Genomic DNA, 16,168 nt, shown 5'->3' with positions numbered 1-16,168 from the left:
ATGGATCTTGGACTGAAGGACCGCGTGTACGTCGTGACCGGCGCGACCCGGGGGCTCGGCCGGGCCTCTGCGGAGGCGCTGCTCGCCGAGGGCGCCCGGGTGCTGGTCACCGGGCGCGAGGAGGCGACCGTCGCCGAGGCGGTCGCGGAGCTGGGCGAGGGGGCGGCGGGCCTCGCCGCCGACAACGACGACCCGGCGACCCCGGCGCGGCTGATCGCGGAGGCCCGGGCCCGGTTCGGCGGCTTCGACGGCATCCTGATCAGCGTGGGCGGCCCGGCGCCGGGCTTCGCCGCGGACAACACCGACGAGGAGTGGGCGGCGGCCTTCGGCACCGTCTTCCTCGGCGCGGTGCGGCTCGCCCGGGCGGCCGCCGAGACGCTCGGCGACGGCGGGGTGATCGGCTTCGTCCTGTCGGGGTCGGTGCACGAGCCGATCGCGGGCCTGACCATCTCGAACGGGCTGCGCCCCGGTCTCGCCGGCTTCGCCAAGTCCCTCTCCGACGACCTGGGTCCCCGCGGGATCCGGGTGATCGGCCTGCTGCCGAGCCGGATCGACACGGACCGGGTCCGGCAGCTCGACGCGCTCTCCGGCGACGCGGAGGCGGCCCGGGCGGCCAACGAGGCGAGGATCCCGCTGCGCCGCTACGGCACGCCGGAGGAGTTCGGCCGCACGGCCGCCTTCTTCCTCTCCCCCGCCGCCTCCTACCTGACCGGGGTGATGCTCCCGGTCGACGGCGGCGCCCGCCACGGCTTCTGAGCCCTCGTCGCCGCGGCTCCCGGGCCCCCGTCGGCCGGCGCCGGGTCAGTTGACCCGGCGGGCCCGGTGCTTGACGGCTCGCAGGCGGGCCTCGGTGGGCAGGGCGGCGAGCCCCGCGGAGGTCCGGGCGCGGGCCAGCGCCTCGCCGCTCAGTCCGGTCAGGGCGTCGCCCGGGGAGGCGTACGGCTCCAGGAGGAGCGCGACGCGGGTACGGGGGGCGGTGCGGCGGCCGGTGAGGACGGCCTTCGCGCGGACCACGCCCTCCTGCGCGGCGGCGTCCGCCTCCAGGACGTCCTCCAGGGCCCGGCCGCGCAGCACGGCGGCGTCGCCGTCGCCGGTGTCGACCAGGACCTCGGCGAGCCGGGCCCGGCGGAACTGCGCGAGCAGCCACCACAGGGCGAGCAGGACGACGATCCCGAGGGCCGCGATGACCGCCGGCCACCACCAGCCCTCGTCGCGCCACCGCCGCCGGTCGGCGGCGGACAGCAGCACGTCGGAGGGGCCCGACCAGGGCCACCAGGACGGCACGGACAGGTCGAGGCCCGCGGCGAGGACGGCGCCGCCCACGAGGACGAGGAGCAGCCCGGCGAGGCCGAGCAGGATCCTGTTGACGCGCCGGAGGACGGCGGTGACGGGGGCGTTCACGGCGGTTTCCTCACCCCTTCTTGTCGGACGGACGGTCCACCCGGACGGTGAGTGCGGGCGGGCGGGCGAGCCCCAGGTCCCGGACGCCGCCGGCGAGGACGGCCTCCACCTCGGTCCGGACGTCGTCGAGCGGCCGGAAGTGGGAGACGGCCCGGACGGCGGCCTTGGAGCGGCCGACCCGGACCTTCACGGACTGCACGCCGGACACCTCCATGGCCCGGTCGCGCAGGGCGAGCGCGGCGGCCTCACGGTCGAGCCCGGCCCGGACGTCGGGGTGCTCGCGGCGCATCGGCAGCACGGACCGCAGGCCGGGGGTGGCCGCCAGCACCAGGAGCCAGACGCCGAGCAGGACGGCGACGGCGGCGCCCGCGAGGACGGCGGTGTCGTCGAGGGAGTGGGTCGCGAGGCCGTCGGCGAGCTCGCGCCGCCAGCTCATGGCCGTGTGGCCGGCGCGGACGGCGGCCACGTCGTACAGCAGGAGTCCGGCGCCGCCGAGGACGACGGCGGCGAGCAGCGCGGCGGGGATCCGTCGCGCGGACCAGAAGCGGCGGACCCGTTCGGCGTCCGGTCCGGTCCCCGCGAGGACGGGGACGTCCTCGGCGCCGCCGGGTCCGTCCGCCGGGGCGGGGGGCGCCGGGGCGGGGACGGTGGGCCGTTCGGGTGTGGTCATGCCGTCCGGCCCTTCCTGGCGGTGGGGGCGGTGCGCGGGGAGTGGAGGCGCTCGACGTGCACGGCGACCTCGTGGACCTCCATGCCGACCAGTTGCTCCACCCGGCTGCGGACCCGGCTGCGGACGGCGCCGCAGCGGCGGCCCACGTCGGCGGGGTAGCCGAGTTCCACGCTGACCGAGATCCGGGCCGCGTCCCGGTGGACCACGACCGAGGCGTGCGGCGGGCGGCCGCCCTCCGGCACGCCGCCCAGGGCCTCCCGGGCGGCGCGTGCGGAGATCTTGGCGACCACCCGGTCGGCGATCGTGGTCGCCCCGCGCTCGCGCACCGGGGCCGGCTGCGGCACCCGCTCCGTGACGTCCGTGGCCACCCGCGGTCACCGCCGCCGGTCGCCGCGGTCGCGGCCCCGGAGGAGGTCCCCGGGTTCGAGGTCGCCGTCGAGGAAGCGCCCGACCACGAAGCCGATCGCGCCGAGGGCCGCGACCAGCAGAAACGCCCCGAAGCCGCCGAAGTATCCGGCGAAGCCGAGACCCATGCCGGCCAGCAGGCCGACCACCGCCATGTTCATCCTGAACCCCTTTCCGGGCTCTTCGGTCCCCGTTCCCCCGCCGGCCGGCTACTGGAGCCGCGACTCGGGTTCCTCGTCCTCGTCGTCGGGCAGCTTGACGTCGCTGACCGCGATGTTGACCTCGACGACCTCCAGGCCGGTCATCCGTTCCACGGCCGTGATGACGTTCTCCCGGACGGCCCCGGCGACGTCGGCGATGGAGAAGCCGTACTCGACGACGATCTCCAGGTCGAGGGCGGTCTGCACCTCGCCGACCTCGGCCTTGACGCCCCGGGTGACCCCGGCCTTGTTCCCGCCGCCGGGGACGCGGTCGCGCACGGCGCCGAGGGTGCGGGAGAACCCGCTGCCCATGGCGTGGACGCCGTCGACGTCACGGGCGGCCATTCCGGCGATCTTCTCGACCACCCCGTCGGCGATGGTCGTCCGGCCCCGGGAGGCCGGGGCGCCGCCGCCCCGCTTGGCGATCGGGTTGTTCTCGGCACTGCGTTCGCTGTCCGTCATCAGATTCAGCCCCTTCTGGGATATTTCGGGCTTCTTCGCTCACACTAAGGCCGGTTACCCGACCTCGCTCCGGGGATACGGCAGGCTGGGGGAATGACGACGGGTGACGGATGGACGGCGGCGGTCCGCGACCGCCTGGCGCCGGGCAGGCTGCTGCCGCTCGGCACGGCGGCGGAGGGGACCTGGCTCGCGGAGCGGGCGGCCCGGGAGGTACTGCTCCGGGCGGCTTCGGCCGTACGGGGGGCGGTGCCGGGCGCGCTGCGGATCGGCGCGGCGGACGGGGGCCCGGCCGGCGGGGCCTTCGCCGCGCCCCCGGACGGGTCCTTCCCGGTGCCGCCGGGCGGCCTGCCGCCGGGGCCGCTGCGGATCGACGCGGAGTTCGCGGCGGTGGCGGGACGACCGCTGCCGGAGACGGCGGAGGAGGTGCGGGCCGTGCTGCTCGCGGCGGCGGAGGGGCTGGGCCTGGCGGTGACGGAGGCCGATCTGCGGGTGACGGACCTGCTGGACCGGGCACCCGAGGAGGAGCCCGCTCCCCCGGCGCCCGGCCGGACCTCGCCCGCGACGGACGACCCGGTGGCCCTGGCGGTGCTGCGGGTGCCGGGGGTGGCGGGGGTGACGGACGCGCTGGGCCCGCCGGTGCACCGGGGCCCGGACGCGGTGCGGGTGGAGTGCGCGGTCACGGCGGGCCGCCCGCCGGCCGAGGTGGCCCGGGCGGCGCGCACGGCGGCGGCCGCGGCGGCCCCCTCGGGCGCCGCGGTCACCGTCCTCGTGACGGAGCTGCGCTAGGGCGTGTCAGTCGCCGAGGCCCGCGAGGTCGCGCAGGCGGCGGGCCTGGGCGGCGCGCTCGGCGACGCGCTGCTCCTCGTAGGAGCGGCCGGCGACGCCCTGGAGCAGCGCCTTGGTCTCGACGACCGCGTCGCGCGGCGCGGCGAGCAGGGCGGCGGCGAGGTCCCGTACCGCGGCGTCGAGTTCGGCGGCGGGCACGGCGATGTTGGCCAGGCCGATGCGCTCGGCCTCGTCCGCGTGGACGAAGCGGCCGGTGGCGCAGATCTCCAGCGCGCGGGCGTAGCCCACGAGGGAGACCAGCGGGTGCGTCCCGGTGAGGTCCGGGACGAGGCCCAGGCTGGTCTCGCGCATCGCGAACTGCACGTCCTCGGCGACGACCCGCAGGTCACAGGCGAGGGCGAGCTGGAAGCCCGCACCGATGGCGTGGCCCTGGACGGCCGCGATGGACACGAGGTCGCTGCGGCGCCACCAGGTGAACGCCTCCTGGTACTCGGCGATGACCGCGTCGAGGTCCGCGTCGGAACCCCGTGCGAGGTCGAGGAAGGACGGCTCTCCGTCGAAGCCCTCGGGCGTGAAGGCCTGTCGGTCGAGTCCCGCGGAGAAGGACTGGCCTTCGGCGCGCAGGACGACGATCCGCACGCTGCCCGGAAGAGACCGGCCGGCTTCCGTCAACGCCCGCCACAGAGCGGGAGACTGGGCGTTGCGCTTCGCCGGATTGGTCAGGGTCACCGTGGCAACGGCGTCCTCGACGGTGAGCCGTACACCGTCCTTGTCGAAGACGAGCTGGGCGTCGTCGGGCGTGGTCATGGGGCGCCTCCGGTTCCGGTGCAGCACTGCATCCGATGCTAAGTGACTGCACAGTAACCACCCGGCCGGTCGCAGGACCGACCGGGTGCCCACCGGGGACGTCCCGATGGACCCGGCCGAGCCGCCCCCGGCGTCAGGCCGAGGCTGCCTTCTTGCCTCGTGTCGCCCCGCCGCGACCGCGCAGCGTGACTCCGGATTCACTGAGCATCCGGTGGACGAATCCGTAGGAGCGGCCGGTTTCCTCGGCCAGCGCCCGGATGCTCGCACCGGAGTCGTACTTCTTCTTCAGGTCTGCCGCGAGCTTGTCGCGCGCGGCGCCGGTCACCCGGCTGCCCTTCTTCAGAGTCTCGGCCACCCGTGCCTCCTCATGGGAAGTGCGCTCTGGACTTCTCATGATCACCCCTACCCGTCGTCCTGGCCACCCATTCGACAAGGTCCGTCCTGCCGGGTTTGCGGACGAGTAGGACGTCCTCACGAACGGAGCCCCCCATTCCGCACGGCCGGAACCCGCCCCTCGGGCGAATGGATCAAGGGACCGGCAGGTCAGCGGAGTGAAGAGCGCGCGCATACGCCACGGGCCCTGCCGGAAGGATTCGGCAGGGCCCGTGACGGAGGTACGAGACCTTCTCACTCAGATGACGGATCCGGCGCTGCGCCGAATGATCCAGTCCCGGGTCAGGCGAGGGCGACCAGGTCCGCGTAGTCCGGGCCCCACAGGTCCTCGACGCCGTCCGGGAGCAGGATGATCCGCTCCGGGTCGAGCGCCTCGACGGCGCCCTCGTCGTGGGTGACCAGGACGACCGCGCCCTTGTAGGTGCGCAGCGCGCCGAGGATCTCCTCGCGGCTGGCCGGGTCGAGGTTGTTGGTGGGCTCGTCGAGCAGGAGCACGTTGGCCGAGGAGACGACCAGGGTCGCGAGCGCGAGCCGGGTCTTCTCGCCGCCGGAGAGCACCCCGGCCGGCTTGTCCACGTCGTCGCCGGAGAAGAGGAAGGTGCCGAGCGTCTTGCGGACCTCGACCAGGTCGAGGTCGGGGGCGGCGGAGCGCATGTTCTCCAGGACCGTGCGCTCCGGGTCGAGGGTCTCGTGCTCCTGGGCGTAGTAGCCGAGCTTGAGGCCGTGGCCGGGGGTGACCTGGCCGGTGTCGGGCTTCTCGACCCCGCCGAGGAGGCGGAGCAAGGTGGTCTTGCCGGCGCCGTTGAGGCCGAGGATGACGACCCGGGAGCCCTTGTCGATGGCCAGGTCGACGTCGGTGAAGATCTCCAGGGAGCCGTACGACTTGGACAGGCCCTCCGCGGTGAGCGGGGTCTTGCCGCAGGGCGCGGGCTCCGGGAAGCGCAGCTTGGCGACCTTGTCGGAGACGCGGACCGCCTCCAGGCCGGAGAGCAGGCGCTCGGCGCGCTTGGCCATGTTCTGCGCGGCGACGGTCTTGGTGGCCTTGGCGCGCATCTTGTCGGCCTGCGAGTTGAGCGCGGCGGCCTTCTTCTCGGCGTTCTGGCGCTCGCGCTTGCGGCGCTTCTCGTCGGCCTCGCGCTGCTGCTGGTAGAGCTTCCAGCCCATGTTGTAGACGTCGATCGTGGAGCGGTTGGCGTCCAGGTAGAAGACCTTGTTGACGACGGTCTCGACCAGGTCGACGTCGTGGGAGATGACGATGAAGCCGCCGCGGTAGGCCTTCAGGTAGTCGCGCAGCCAGGTGATGGAGTCGGCGTCGAGGTGGTTCGTCGGCTCGTCGAGGAGCAGCGTGTCGGCGTCCGAGAAGAGGATGCGGGCGAGCTCGATGCGGCGGCGCTGACCGCCGGAGAGGGTGTGCAGCGGCTGGCCGAGGACCCGGTCGGGCAGTCCGAGGGCGGCGGCGATGGTGGCCGCCTCGGCCTCGGCGGCGTACCCGCCCTTGGTGAGGAACTCGGTCTCCTGGCGCTCGTACTGCTTGAGGGCCTTCTCGCGGGTGGCGCCGGAGCCGGTCGCGATCCGCTCCTCGTTCATCCGCATCTTGCGGATGAGGACGTCCAGGCCGCGGGCCGAGAGGACGCGGTCGCGGGCGAGGACGTCGAGGTCCCCGGTGCGCGGGTCCTGCGGGAGGTAGCCGACCTCGCCGGAGCGGGCGATGGTGCCGGCGGCGGGCTGGCCCTCGCCGGCCAGGCACTTGGTGAGGGTGGTCTTGCCTGCTCCGTTGCGGCCGACGAGGCCGATGCGGTCGCCCTTGGCGACGCGGAAGGAGGCGTTCTCGATGAGGATGCGGGCGCCGGCGCGCAGCTCGATGCCGGAAGCGGTGATCACGGACAGACTCCAGGGCGGTGGGGGTACGGCGGATGACGACTGGTGACGGGCTGCGACGCCGCTAGTGCACCCAGGGGAGGATGTCCCAGGGGAGAATGTCCATGCGGCCATTCTATCGGGCGCCTGCAACTGGTTTTCGGCCATGCGGGCGACAGGGCGATATCGGGACTTTTCTCTCACTGCCCAACAGAGGGAACAAAAGGGGCGAGAGGGCTCTGGTCGGCCGATACTCGGCGGAGGGCGGCGAGGGCCGCCGCGGCGACGCGGAGGTGGACCGTGCAGTTCGACGACGACGCCCGTCTGGACACCTCGGAGGTCAAGGACGTCCGCGGCAGCCGGATCCCCGGCGGCAGGGCGACCGTCGGCGGCGGGGTCATCGGCCTCATCGCCCTGGTCCTCGGCGTCCTCTTCGGCGTGGGCCCCGAGCAGCTGGGCCTCTCCTCCGGAGACGAGGACCAGCCCGCGGCCAGCGCCTCCTCGGCGGCCCAGGTGAACCAGGCGTGCCGGACCGGCGCCGACGCCAACAGCCGGCAGGACTGCCGGACGGTGGCCGTGGTCAACAGCCTCCAGGACTACTGGCGGGGCGAGTACACCCGCAGGGGCGGCACCTACGCCCCCGCCTCCACCGTCCTCTTCAGCCAGCGGGTCAACACCGCCTGCGGCGCGGCGAGCTCGGCGGTCGGCCCCTTCTACTGCCCCGGCGACCGGCAGGTCTACCTGGACCTGGGCTTCTTCGAGGAGCTGCGGACCAAGTTCGGCTCCAGCGGCGGACCCTTCGCCCAGGCGTACGTGGTGGCCCACGAGTACGGACACCACATCCAGAACCTGATGGGGACGCTCAGCCGCTCCCAGGACGGGCGGACCGGCGCGGACTCCAACGCCGTCCGCGTCGAGCTCCAGGCCGACTGCTACGCGGGCGTGTGGGCCCGGCACGCGACGGGCACCCCCGACGAGTCCACCGGCCGGCCGCTGCTCACCCGGCTGGACGACGCCGACATCCGCGACGGCCTGGACGCGGCGGCGGCCGTCGGCGACGACCGGATCCAGGAGCGCTTCCAGGGCCGGGTGACCCCGGAGAGCTGGACCCACGGCTCGGCCGAGCAGCGGCAGCAGTGGTTCTACACGGGCTACCGGACGGGCGACATGGCCCGGTGCAACACCTTCCGCTGACCGCCTTCCGCCGCGGTCCGCGTCCGGGTCCCGGACGAGCACCACGTGCGCGCGGCGGCGCACGGCGCGGAGACCGTCACCCCGCCCACCGGCCGGGAGCACGGCTCCCGGGACGCCGGGGGCGGGGAGCTCCGGCGCCCGCGCCCCGGGGCCGGCGGACCGGGACCGCCGGTCCATGGCACGAGGGGCCCGGGTCGTGCCGGGGCCCGGCGTGGGGTCAGGCGCCGCCCGTGTGGACCTGGAAGGCGGCCCGGCGGACCGCCTTGGCCAGGGCCGGGTCCGGGTGCGCGGCGGCCAGCGCCACCAGGACCTGCACCGTCCGGGGGTGGCCGACGGCCCGCACCTCGTCGAGCAGCGCGGGCACCGTGCCCTGCACGGCCGAATCCAGGTGCCGCACCAGCAGCTCGCTCTCGCCGTGGTCGGCGACGGCGGCGGCGGTGTCCACCCAGAGCCAGGTCGCCTCCTCGCGGGTGAGGACCTCGGGGGCCTCCTCCGGGTCGGCGCCCTCGTACTCCGCCAGCCAGAGCAGGGCGTAGGGACGCAGCGAGGGCTCGGCCACCGCGGCGCGGACCTCCGCCTCCGCCGGGGCGCCGACGACTCGCAGCGCCTCGAAGGCGAGCCCGCGCAGCAGGGCGTCCTCGCCGCGCGCCGCGGCCAGCAGCTCCGCGATCGCGCCGGCCAGGGTGCGGGCGGCGAGCCAGGCGCGGTACTCGTCCCGGGCCGGGCCCGGGGTCAGCCGGGCGCAGCCGCGGAGCATGTCGGCGGCGGACTGCTCGATGTTCCCCGCGGGGCTCTGCGCGGCCACGCAGATCTGCTCCAGCTTGACCCACACCGCCCAGTTGCCCAGCGGGGTCAGGGTCGCGTGACGTCCCTCCGGTGCGGACCGGTCGTCCAGGGTGAGCGCGCCCACCTCGGCCAGGCCCTCCAGGGCCCAGTCCAGCAGGGCGGGCAGGCCCTCGCCCGGGGCGGGTGCCGGTACGGGGGCGGACCGCTGGTCCGGGGCGCCGTCGCCCGGCACCTCGCAGCGCTCCTCGCGGAGCTCGTCCACGCGCTGCCCCAGCAGGTCCAGCAGGGCGGGGACCAGGACCGGGCCGTGGGAGAGCTGGAGCAGGGACAGGACCTGCGGCACCGCCTCCACCACCTCGGCGACCGCGCCCGGCGCGACGCCCTCCGGGGCCGGATGGACCAGGGACCAGGCGTCGAGGAGCGCGACCCAGCCGCGGAGCACGGCGGAGTCGTCGCGGTCCCACGCCTGGAGCCGCCAGCCGGGGCGGACCGTCGCGCCGTGCAGCTCGACCAGGCCGGCGAGCCGGGCCCGGTCCCAGCCGGCCCGGATCCGTTCCGGCGTCAGGTCCAGGTCGGCGGCGGCCCGTTCGACCGCGGCGGAGGTGTCGAGCGGGCCCGTCGCGGCGGAAGCGGAAGCGGGGGCGGAGGCCGGGGAGGAGGCCGTACGGGGACGTGCCTGCGGGCCCCGCGGAGTGGCGGCCCAGCGGGCGATCCGGACCGCGTCGGCGAGGACCAGCCTGGCCTGGCGGGCCAGTTCCGCGCGGGGCGGGGTGCCCTCGGGCGGCCTCGGGGCAGGCCGGGTGCGCCGCGTCGTCGCGGCCCGTCGGGCGGTGGCCAGTGACCGCGGACGGACGAGTCGGAGTCTGGAGTTGCGCGCCAATGGTTCATCGGGCTTTCGAGACGTCACTGGGGCAGTCTTCCCCCTGACGGCCCGAAAGCCCAATCGGAATCCCCCGCGCCGTCCCGGCCGCCGCCTCCGCCACCCCCACGACCCGTGCCGCCCCGCCGTCCCTCCGCGGGCCGCGTCCCCGTCGTCGTCCCTGTGGGCAGGCGTCCCGCAGGGCGGGACGGGTGGGCACAGGGACGGCGCCCCCTGCCGGGCCGAGGCTTTCCGGGCCTGGACCCGCACCCCGTGCACGGTGCACTTGGGGTGCGGGTCCAGGCACATGTGCGGAGGCACCCGCGAAGGGTGCCGTTCCGTCGTGCCCACCCGTTCCGCCCCGGCGGAACGACCGCCCACGACGGAACGGAGGCGCCGCACCTCGCGGAACGACCGCCCACGACGGAACGGCGGGGCCGGTTACAGGAAAGGGGTGAGGTAGCGGCGGAGGGCTTCCTCGTAGCGGAGGGGGTCGGCGTTCCACATGGCGGTGTGGGGGGCCTGGCGGACCGTGAGGAGGCTGACGAGGTCGGGGCGGCGGGCGGCCAGTTCGACGGAGGGCTCCCAGGGGGCGATCGTGTCGTCGGGTCCGTGCGCCAGGAGGACGGGGACGCGCAGCGCGCCGGGATCGGCGGCGGCCTCGTGGTCGGCGTGCGGCCCGGCGTCGCCGAGGGCCGCGCGGACGGCGAGCGGGACGAGCGGTGCGGGCACGCCCCGCGCGGCGGCGAGGTTGCGGACGGTGGCCTCGCGGTCGAGGACCGGGGAGTCGAGGACGAGGCCGGCGATCCGGTCGCGCACCCCCGACTCGGCGGCGGCGCGCAGCGCCATCGTGGCGCCGGTGCCCCACCCGTGCAGGACGATCTTGGTCGCGCCGCGGCGGATCGCGTAGCGCAGGGCGGCGTCGACGTCGCGCCATTCGGTGTCGCCGAGCCGCGTGAGGCCGTCCGCCGGGGCGGGGGCGCCGTCGTCGCCGCGGTAGGCGGGGACGAGGACGGGGACGCGGCGGCGGGCGTAGAAGGGGAGGAGGTTCAGCGCGTGCTCGCGGCCGGCGCCGAGGCCGTGGAGGGCGATGACCCAGGTGGCACGGGGGCCGGTGACGAGCCAGGCGGGCAGGGGGCCGAGTTCGCCGGGGATCTCGACGTCCTCGTGGGGGAGGCCGAGGGCGGTCTCGGGGGTGCCGGTGTGCAGCTGGGGGGTGAGCCGGATCCGGCTGCCGGGCGCGAGGGCGCCGAGTTCGACGCGTTCGAGCCGGCGGACGACGGTGTCGGCGGTGTGCGGCACGTGGTCGAGGACGGGGCCGGTGACCGCGTGGAGGCCGGGGGCCGTCATCCCGTACGTGCCGGGGCGCAGCGAGGCGAGGCTGCGGGTGAGGGTGACCCGCTCGGGTCCCGTGGCGTGCACGGTGAGCCGGGGGTCGCCGGGGAGGGGCCGGCCGGACGTGGCCCGGAGGGCGACGTCGCCGGCGTGCCGGCCGGCCGCGACGACGGCCGCTCCGACACCGATCAGGGTGGTGACGGCCGCTGCCGTCGCTGTAGCCGGGCGCACGCTCCAGTGTCGCCACGGGGCCGTGGAGGCTGCCACCGGACGGGGCCGGACGGGGGGAGGCGGGAGAGGGGGCGGGAGGCGGGGCCGGAGAAGCGGAGGGCTCCCTCCGGGGAGTGACGAGGGTCTCCTCGGGGCGTGCCCCGTGCGGATGATTCCGTCCAGCGGGCGGAACGCGCCGGGCGGGACGGGGGCGGCACGGGGCCGGTGCGCCCCGTGGGGGGCGGGATTACCCGTGGTCGCGGGGTGACCGGATGCTGGACAGGGGGGTGCCGGGCGGCGGAAGCGGAATCTCACGGCCCCGGTTAGGGACACCATGAAGCCCTGCCCAGTTCACCTTCCGTTCACTCAGGTTGCTTACGTTCGACCAGCCACTGACGTCAAACGATTGCCTGGGTAAATGGAACACATCACGCTGCTGCTCGCCATTGTGGTCGTGACAGCTCTCGTGTTCGATTTCACGAACGGTTTCCACGACACCGCCAACGCGATGGCGACGACCATCTCGACCGGCGCTCTGAAGCCCAAGACGGCGGTGGCCATGTCCGCCGTGCTGAACCTGGTGGGCGCGTTCCTGTCCGTCGAGGTCGCCAAGACGATCTCCGGCGGGATCATCAACGAAGAGGGCATCCGCACGGAAGTGATCTTCGCGGCCCTCGTCGGCGCCATCCTGTGGAATCTGCTGACCTGGCTCCTGGGCCTGCCGTCCAGCTCCTCCCACGCCCTCTTCGGCGGCCTCATCGGCGCCGCGGTCATGTCGGCCGGCTGGTCGGCCGTGAACGGCTCCACCATCGTCACCAAGGTCCTCATCCCGGCCGTGGCGGCGCCGATCGTCGCCGGTCTCGCCGCGATGGCCGCGACCAAGCTGACGTACAAGATCAAGGCCGACCCGGAGGCCAAGGCGACCGCCAAGGGCTACCGCGCCGGCCAGATCGCCTCCGCCGGTCTCGTCTCCCTCGCCCACGGCACCAACGACGCGCAGAAGACGATGGGCATCATCACCCTCGCCCTGGTCACCCAGGGCGTCGTCGCCCCGGGCTCGAACCCGCCCCTGTGGGTCATCGTCTCGGCCGGCATGGCGATCGCGCTCGGCACCTACCTCGGCGGCTGGCGCATCATCCGCACCATGGGCAAGGGCCTCACCGACCTCCAGCCGCAGCAGGGCTTCGCCGCCCAGACCAGCGCCGCGACGGTCATCCTGGCCTCCTCGCACCTCGGCTTCTCCCTCTCCACCACCCAGTCCTGCTCGGGTGCCGTGATGGGCGCCGGCCTCGGCCGCAAGGGCGGCGTCGTCCGCTGGTCGACCGCCACCCGGATGTTCGTCGCCTGGGGCCTGACCCTTCCGGCCGCCGGTCTCGTCGGCGCCGCCGCCGAGTTCCTCACCAAGCAGGGCACCTGGGGCATCGCCGTCACCGCGGCCCTCCTCGTCGGCGGCTCGGCCGTGATCTGGGCGCTCTCCCGCCGCCAGCCGGTCGACCACCACAACGTCACCGCCGACGACCTGGACGGCGACGACTCCGGCACCCCCGGCGTCGTGACCACGGCCATCGCCGCCGTCACCCCGCCGCCGGCCGGTTCCGTCGCCGCCGTCGCGGACGACGGCCTCAAGGCCACCATCCACGCGCCGGCCCCCGGCGACCCCGCCGCTCCCCCGGCCCCGGCCGCCGCGGTCTGAGCCCGTGCCGGAAAGCCTTCCGGGCACCTCCGGGCACTCCTCCGATCACCCCTAAGGAAACGGGAACCAAGCCATGAAGATCGACTGGGCAGCCCTCGGCTCCGTCTTCGGAGTCAGCCTCGTGGCGACCGTCGCCCTCGTGGGCCTCTTCACCCTCGGGATCGTCGGCCTCGGCAAGCAGGAGAAGGCCGCGGCCCAGGGTGGCTCCGCCGCCCTCGCCCGCACCGGCGCCTACGCCTGCTTCGCGCTGTGCGCGGCGGCCGTCGCGTACGGCATCTACCTGATCGTCGTCTGACCCGCGACGCCCCCGGGGCCGGGTCCGCACCTCCACGCGAGGGCGGGCCCGGCCCTCGTGTCTGTGGCGCTCCGCACAGTGACCCGTCGCAGGTCAAGGGTGAGTTGACGGCCGTTCGCGGGGCGTGGTGGACTGCCGGGGCCAATACGGCGGCAATGGAGAGGAAGCCCGGTGCGATTCCGGCGCGGTCCCGCCACTGTGACCGGACCCCAGCGACCAGCGGGTTCCGGGAGTCAGGAACTCTCGCCGCCGGTCACGTCGACCCAGGGCGCGGACCCTGAGTGAGGACACGCCGCCATGCCCGGCCGTACCCCCGTGGCTTCCCGAGCCACCGCAGTCTTCGCGTACGGAGCGGCCGCCGGCCTCGCCGTCGACCTGGTCCTCGGCGATCCGCGCTGCGGGCACCCCGTCGCCGTCTTCGGCCGGGCCGCCGCCGCCGTCGAGCGGCGCCTGTGGCGCGACCACCGGGGCCGGGGCGCCCTGCACACCGCCGTCTGCGCGGGCGGCGCCGTCGCCGCCGGGGCGCTGGCCGCCCGCGCGGTGCGCGGCAGCCGCGCCGGTTCCGTCGCGCTGACCGCCGCCGCGGTGTGGGCCGTCGTCGGCGGGACGACCCTGGGCCGGGAGGCCCGCGCCATCGGCGGGGCGCTCGCCGCCGGCGACCTGGAGGTCGCCCGGGAGCGGATGCCGCACCTCGTCGGACGCGACCCGCAGCACCTGGACGGGCCCGGGATGGCCCGCGCGGTCGTCGAGTCCGTCGCCGAGAACACCTCCGACGCCGTCGTCGGCGCCCTCGTGTGGGGCGCGGTCGCGGGCGTGCCGGGGCTGCTCGGCTTCCGCGCCGTCAACACGCTGGACGCCATGGTGGGCCACAGGTCGCCCCGCCACCTCCGCTACGGCTGGGCCTCGGCCCGCCTCGACGACCTGGCCGGCTGGCCGGGCGCCCGGCTCACCGCGGCCCTCGCGGCCGTCGCGGGCGGCGATCCGCGCGGGGCCGTACGGGCCTGGCGGGCGGACGCCGGGAAGCACCCCAGTCCCAACGCCGGACCGGTCGAGGCGGCTTTCGCGGGCGCGCTCGGGGTACGGCTCGGGGGGACGCTCTCGTACGGCGGGCGGGTCGAGCACCGGCCCGTCCTGAACGGGGAGGGGCGGCCCGTGGAGGTCGCCGACGTCGACCGGGCCGTCCGGCTCTCCCGCCGGGTGACCTGGCTGACCCTGGCCGCCTGCGTGGGCGGCCGGATCCTGACCGACACGGTATTCGACGCCACGGTGAAGCGGAGGACGAAGTGAGGGGTGGGGGGCTGCTCGTCGCCGGGACGACCTCGGACGCGGGCAAGAGCGTCGTCACGGCGGGCATCTGCCGCTGGCTGGTCCGGCAGGGCGTCAAGGTGGCGCCGTTCAAGGGGCAGAACATGTCCCTCAACTCCTTCGTGACGCGGGAGGGCGCCGAGATCGGGCGCGCGCAGGCCATGCAGGCGCAGGCCGCCCGCGTCGAGCCGACCGCGCTGATGAACCCGGTGCTGCTCAAGCCGGGCGGCGACCGGTCCAGCCAGGTCGTCCTGATGGGCAGGCCGGTCGGCGAGATGAGCGCCAAGGGCTACCACGGGGGGCGGCAGCAGACGCTCTTCGAGCCGGTGCTGGCCTGTCTGGAGGAGCTGCGGGCCACCCACGACGCGGTGATCTGCGAGGGCGCGGGCAGCCCGGCCGAGATCAACCTGCGGCGCACCGACATCGTCAACATGGGCATCGCGCGGGCCGCCCGGCTGCCGGTCGTCGTGGTCGGCGACATCGACCGGGGCGGGGTCTTCGCCCAGTTCTTCGGCACGACGGCGCTGCTCGCGCCCGAGGACCAGGAGCTGGTCGCCGGCTACCTGGTGAACAAGTTCCGCGGCGACGTGACCCTGCTGGAGCCCGGCCTCGACATGCTGCACGGGCTGACCGGCCGCCCGACCCTCGGCGTCCTGCCGTACGCGCACGGCCTCGGCATCGACGAGGAGGACGGCCTGCGGGTCTCGCTGCGCGGCACCGTCCGCGAGTCCGTCGTCGCGCCGCCGGTCGGCGCGGACGTGCTGCGGGTCGCGGTCTGCGCCGTCCCGCTGATGTCGAACTTCACCGACGTGGACGCGCTGGCCGCCGAGCCGGGCGTGATCGTGCGGTTCGTGGACCGGCCGGAGGAGCTGGCCGACGCGGACCTCGTCGTGGTGCCGGGCACCCGGGGCACGGTCAGGGCGCTGGCGTGGCTGCGCGAGCGGGGCCTCGCGGACGCGCTGGCCCGGCGGGCCGCCGAGGGGCGTCCGGTGCTGGGGATCTGCGGCGGCTTCCAGGTGCTCGGCGAGCACATCGAGGACGAGGTCGAGTCGAGGGCGGGCGCCGTGGACGGGCTCGGGCTGCTGCCCGTACGGGTCCGGTTCGCGCGCGAGAAGACCCTGGCCCGGCCGGTCGGCGAGGCGCTCGGGGAGCGGGTCGAGGGGTACGAGATCCACCACGGCGTCGCGGACGTGCGCGGCGGGGAGGCGTTCCTGGACGGCTGCCGGGTCGGCGCCGTCTGGGGCACCCACTGGCACGGCTCGCTGGAGAGCGACGGCTTCCGCCGGGCCTTCCTCCGGGAGGTCGCGGCGGCGGCGGGCCGGGCCTTCGTGCCCGCCCCCGACACCTCCTTCGGCACCCTGCGCGAGGAGCAGCTGGACCGCCTCGGCGACCTGATCGAGGAGCACGCCGACACGGACGCCCTGCTGCGGCTCGTCGAGGAGGGCGCCCCCAAGGGCCTGCCGTTCGTGCCGCCGGGCGCGCCGTGAGCGGCCGCCCGGTCCCGGCATCC

General features: G+C 75.4%; 17 protein-coding genes and 1 riboswitch. Of the genes, 7 read left to right on the top strand and 10 right to left on the bottom strand.

Features of this window, described 5'->3' with window-relative positions:
• Complete coding sequence (locus IE326_RS30235) at positions 1-756, top strand: SDR family oxidoreductase (RefSeq protein WP_150227551.1); 756 nt, start codon at positions 1-3, stop codon at positions 754-756.
• Positions 757-801: 45 nt separating this feature from the next.
• Here IE326_RS30235 and amaP read toward each other — a convergent pair whose 3' ends face one another.
• Genes amaP through IE326_RS30210 form a run of 5 tightly spaced genes read right to left on the bottom strand, consistent with a single transcriptional unit; the run spans position 802 to position 3,138 of the window.
• Positions 802-1,401 carry an alkaline shock response membrane anchor protein AmaP gene (gene amaP / locus IE326_RS30230; RefSeq protein ID WP_150227552.1) on the bottom strand — a complete coding sequence of 200 codons (600 nt, stop codon included), beginning with the start codon at positions 1,399-1,401 and terminating at the stop codon, positions 802-804.
• Positions 1,402-1,411: 10 nt separating this feature from the next.
• A complete protein-coding gene (locus IE326_RS30225) occupies positions 1,412-2,071 on the bottom strand; it encodes a DUF6286 domain-containing protein (protein ID WP_150227553.1) in 660 nt (219 codons plus the stop codon).
• Entirely contained in the window at positions 2,068-2,439 is a 372-nt protein-coding gene (locus tag IE326_RS30220) for an Asp23/Gls24 family envelope stress response protein (protein WP_150227554.1), read from the bottom strand. Before IE326_RS30220 ends, IE326_RS30225 begins: the two co-directional genes overlap by 4 nt.
• A gap of 6 nt (positions 2,440-2,445) precedes the next feature.
• On the bottom strand, positions 2,446-2,637 hold the full coding sequence (locus IE326_RS30215) for a hypothetical protein (RefSeq protein WP_030746309.1): 192 nt from the start codon (positions 2,635-2,637) through the stop codon (positions 2,446-2,448).
• A 48-nt stretch (positions 2,638-2,685) separates the two neighbouring features.
• Positions 2,686-3,138, bottom strand: coding sequence for an Asp23/Gls24 family envelope stress response protein (locus tag IE326_RS30210; RefSeq protein WP_150227555.1), 453 nt, complete (start codon positions 3,136-3,138; stop codon positions 2,686-2,688).
• Between the two features lie 93 nt (positions 3,139-3,231).
• Between IE326_RS30210 and IE326_RS30205 the strand changes: the two genes are divergently transcribed.
• Positions 3,232-3,924 (top strand): hypothetical protein, encoded by a 693-nt coding sequence (locus tag IE326_RS30205; protein ID WP_190043846.1) that lies wholly within the window; start codon positions 3,232-3,234, stop codon positions 3,922-3,924.
• 6 nt (positions 3,925-3,930) lie between these two features.
• Here IE326_RS30205 and IE326_RS30200 read toward each other — a convergent pair whose 3' ends face one another.
• The 3 genes from IE326_RS30200 to abc-f form a co-directional block, all read right to left on the bottom strand.
• Positions 3,931-4,731: an enoyl-CoA hydratase/isomerase family protein gene (locus IE326_RS30200; RefSeq protein WP_150227557.1), complete on the bottom strand. Its 801-nt coding sequence runs from the start codon at positions 4,729-4,731 to the stop codon at positions 3,931-3,933.
• A 133-nt stretch (positions 4,732-4,864) separates the two neighbouring features.
• Positions 4,865-5,086, bottom strand: coding sequence for a helix-turn-helix domain-containing protein (locus tag IE326_RS30195; protein WP_006123601.1), 222 nt, complete (start codon positions 5,084-5,086; stop codon positions 4,865-4,867).
• 320 nt (positions 5,087-5,406) lie between these two features.
• The gene (gene abc-f, locus IE326_RS30190; protein WP_190043845.1) at positions 5,407-7,005 is read right to left on the bottom strand and encodes a ribosomal protection-like ABC-F family protein; all 1,599 of its coding nucleotides are present in this window, start codon (positions 7,003-7,005) and stop codon (positions 5,407-5,409) included.
• A 276-nt stretch (positions 7,006-7,281) separates the two neighbouring features.
• Between abc-f and ypfJ the strand changes: the two genes are divergently transcribed.
• Complete coding sequence (gene ypfJ, locus IE326_RS30185; protein ID WP_150227559.1) at positions 7,282-8,175, top strand: KPN_02809 family neutral zinc metallopeptidase; 894 nt, start codon at positions 7,282-7,284, stop codon at positions 8,173-8,175.
• 217 nt (positions 8,176-8,392) lie between these two features.
• Here ypfJ and IE326_RS30180 read toward each other — a convergent pair whose 3' ends face one another.
• Both IE326_RS30180 and IE326_RS30175 read right to left on the bottom strand, forming a co-directional pair.
• Positions 8,393-9,868: a hypothetical protein gene (locus tag IE326_RS30180; RefSeq protein ID WP_373310314.1), complete on the bottom strand. Its 1,476-nt coding sequence runs from the start codon at positions 9,866-9,868 to the stop codon at positions 8,393-8,395.
• Positions 9,869-10,261: 393 nt separating this feature from the next.
• Complete coding sequence (locus IE326_RS30175) at positions 10,262-11,386, bottom strand: alpha/beta hydrolase (RefSeq protein WP_150227561.1); 1,125 nt, start codon at positions 11,384-11,386, stop codon at positions 10,262-10,264.
• A gap of 397 nt (positions 11,387-11,783) precedes the next feature.
• On the opposite strand from IE326_RS30175, the gene IE326_RS30170 reads away from it, so the two are divergent.
• From IE326_RS30170 to IE326_RS30155, 4 genes are all read left to right on the top strand, one after another.
• Positions 11,784-13,058 carry an inorganic phosphate transporter gene (locus IE326_RS30170; protein WP_190043844.1) on the top strand — a complete coding sequence of 425 codons (1,275 nt, stop codon included), beginning with the start codon at positions 11,784-11,786 and terminating at the stop codon, positions 13,056-13,058.
• 73 nt (positions 13,059-13,131) lie between these two features.
• Positions 13,132-13,353, top strand: a complete 222-nt coding sequence (locus IE326_RS30165; protein ID WP_150227563.1) for a hypothetical protein — start codon at positions 13,132-13,134, stop codon at positions 13,351-13,353.
• Between the two features lie 160 nt (positions 13,354-13,513).
• Positions 13,514-13,596: riboswitch (cobalamin riboswitch) on the top strand.
• A gap of 54 nt (positions 13,597-13,650) precedes the next feature.
• Positions 13,651-14,640 (top strand): cobalamin biosynthesis protein, encoded by a 990-nt coding sequence (locus tag IE326_RS30160; RefSeq protein ID WP_190043843.1) that lies wholly within the window; start codon positions 13,651-13,653, stop codon positions 14,638-14,640.
• Positions 14,637-16,145, top strand: a complete 1,509-nt coding sequence (locus tag IE326_RS30155) for a cobyric acid synthase (RefSeq protein WP_150227565.1) — start codon at positions 14,637-14,639, stop codon at positions 16,143-16,145. Before IE326_RS30160 ends, IE326_RS30155 begins: the two co-directional genes overlap by 4 nt.
• Positions 16,146-16,168: the final 23 nt, after the last annotated feature.

The organism is Streptomyces filamentosus (genome assembly GCF_014654895.1).
Classification (GTDB): Bacteria; Actinomycetota; Actinomycetes; order Streptomycetales; family Streptomycetaceae; genus Streptomyces; species Streptomyces filamentosus.
Note: the sequence above shows the minus strand (reverse complement) of the source record. Positions and strands in the feature narration are given on the sequence as shown.

Coding starts and splice junctions, on each gene's coding strand:
- IE326_RS30235 (WP_150227551.1), top strand. CDS start 1: ATGGATCTTGGACTGAAGGACCGCGTGTACGTCGTGACCGGCGCGACC.
- IE326_RS30225 (WP_150227553.1), bottom strand. CDS start 2,071: ATGACCACACCCGAACGGCCCACCGTCCCCGCCCCGGCGCCCCCCGCC.
- IE326_RS30215 (WP_030746309.1), bottom strand. CDS start 2,637: ATGAACATGGCGGTGGTCGGCCTGCTGGCCGGCATGGGTCTCGGCTTC.
- IE326_RS30210 (WP_150227555.1), bottom strand. CDS start 3,138: ATGACGGACAGCGAACGCAGTGCCGAGAACAACCCGATCGCCAAGCGG.
- IE326_RS30205 (WP_190043846.1), top strand. CDS start 3,232: ATGACGACGGGTGACGGATGGACGGCGGCGGTCCGCGACCGCCTGGCG.
- IE326_RS30200 (WP_150227557.1), bottom strand. CDS start 4,731: ATGACCACGCCCGACGACGCCCAGCTCGTCTTCGACAAGGACGGTGTA.
- IE326_RS30170 (WP_190043844.1), top strand. CDS start 11,784: ATGGAACACATCACGCTGCTGCTCGCCATTGTGGTCGTGACAGCTCTC.
- IE326_RS30165 (WP_150227563.1), top strand. CDS start 13,132: ATGAAGATCGACTGGGCAGCCCTCGGCTCCGTCTTCGGAGTCAGCCTC.
- IE326_RS30160 (WP_190043843.1), top strand. CDS start 13,651: ATGCCCGGCCGTACCCCCGTGGCTTCCCGAGCCACCGCAGTCTTCGCG.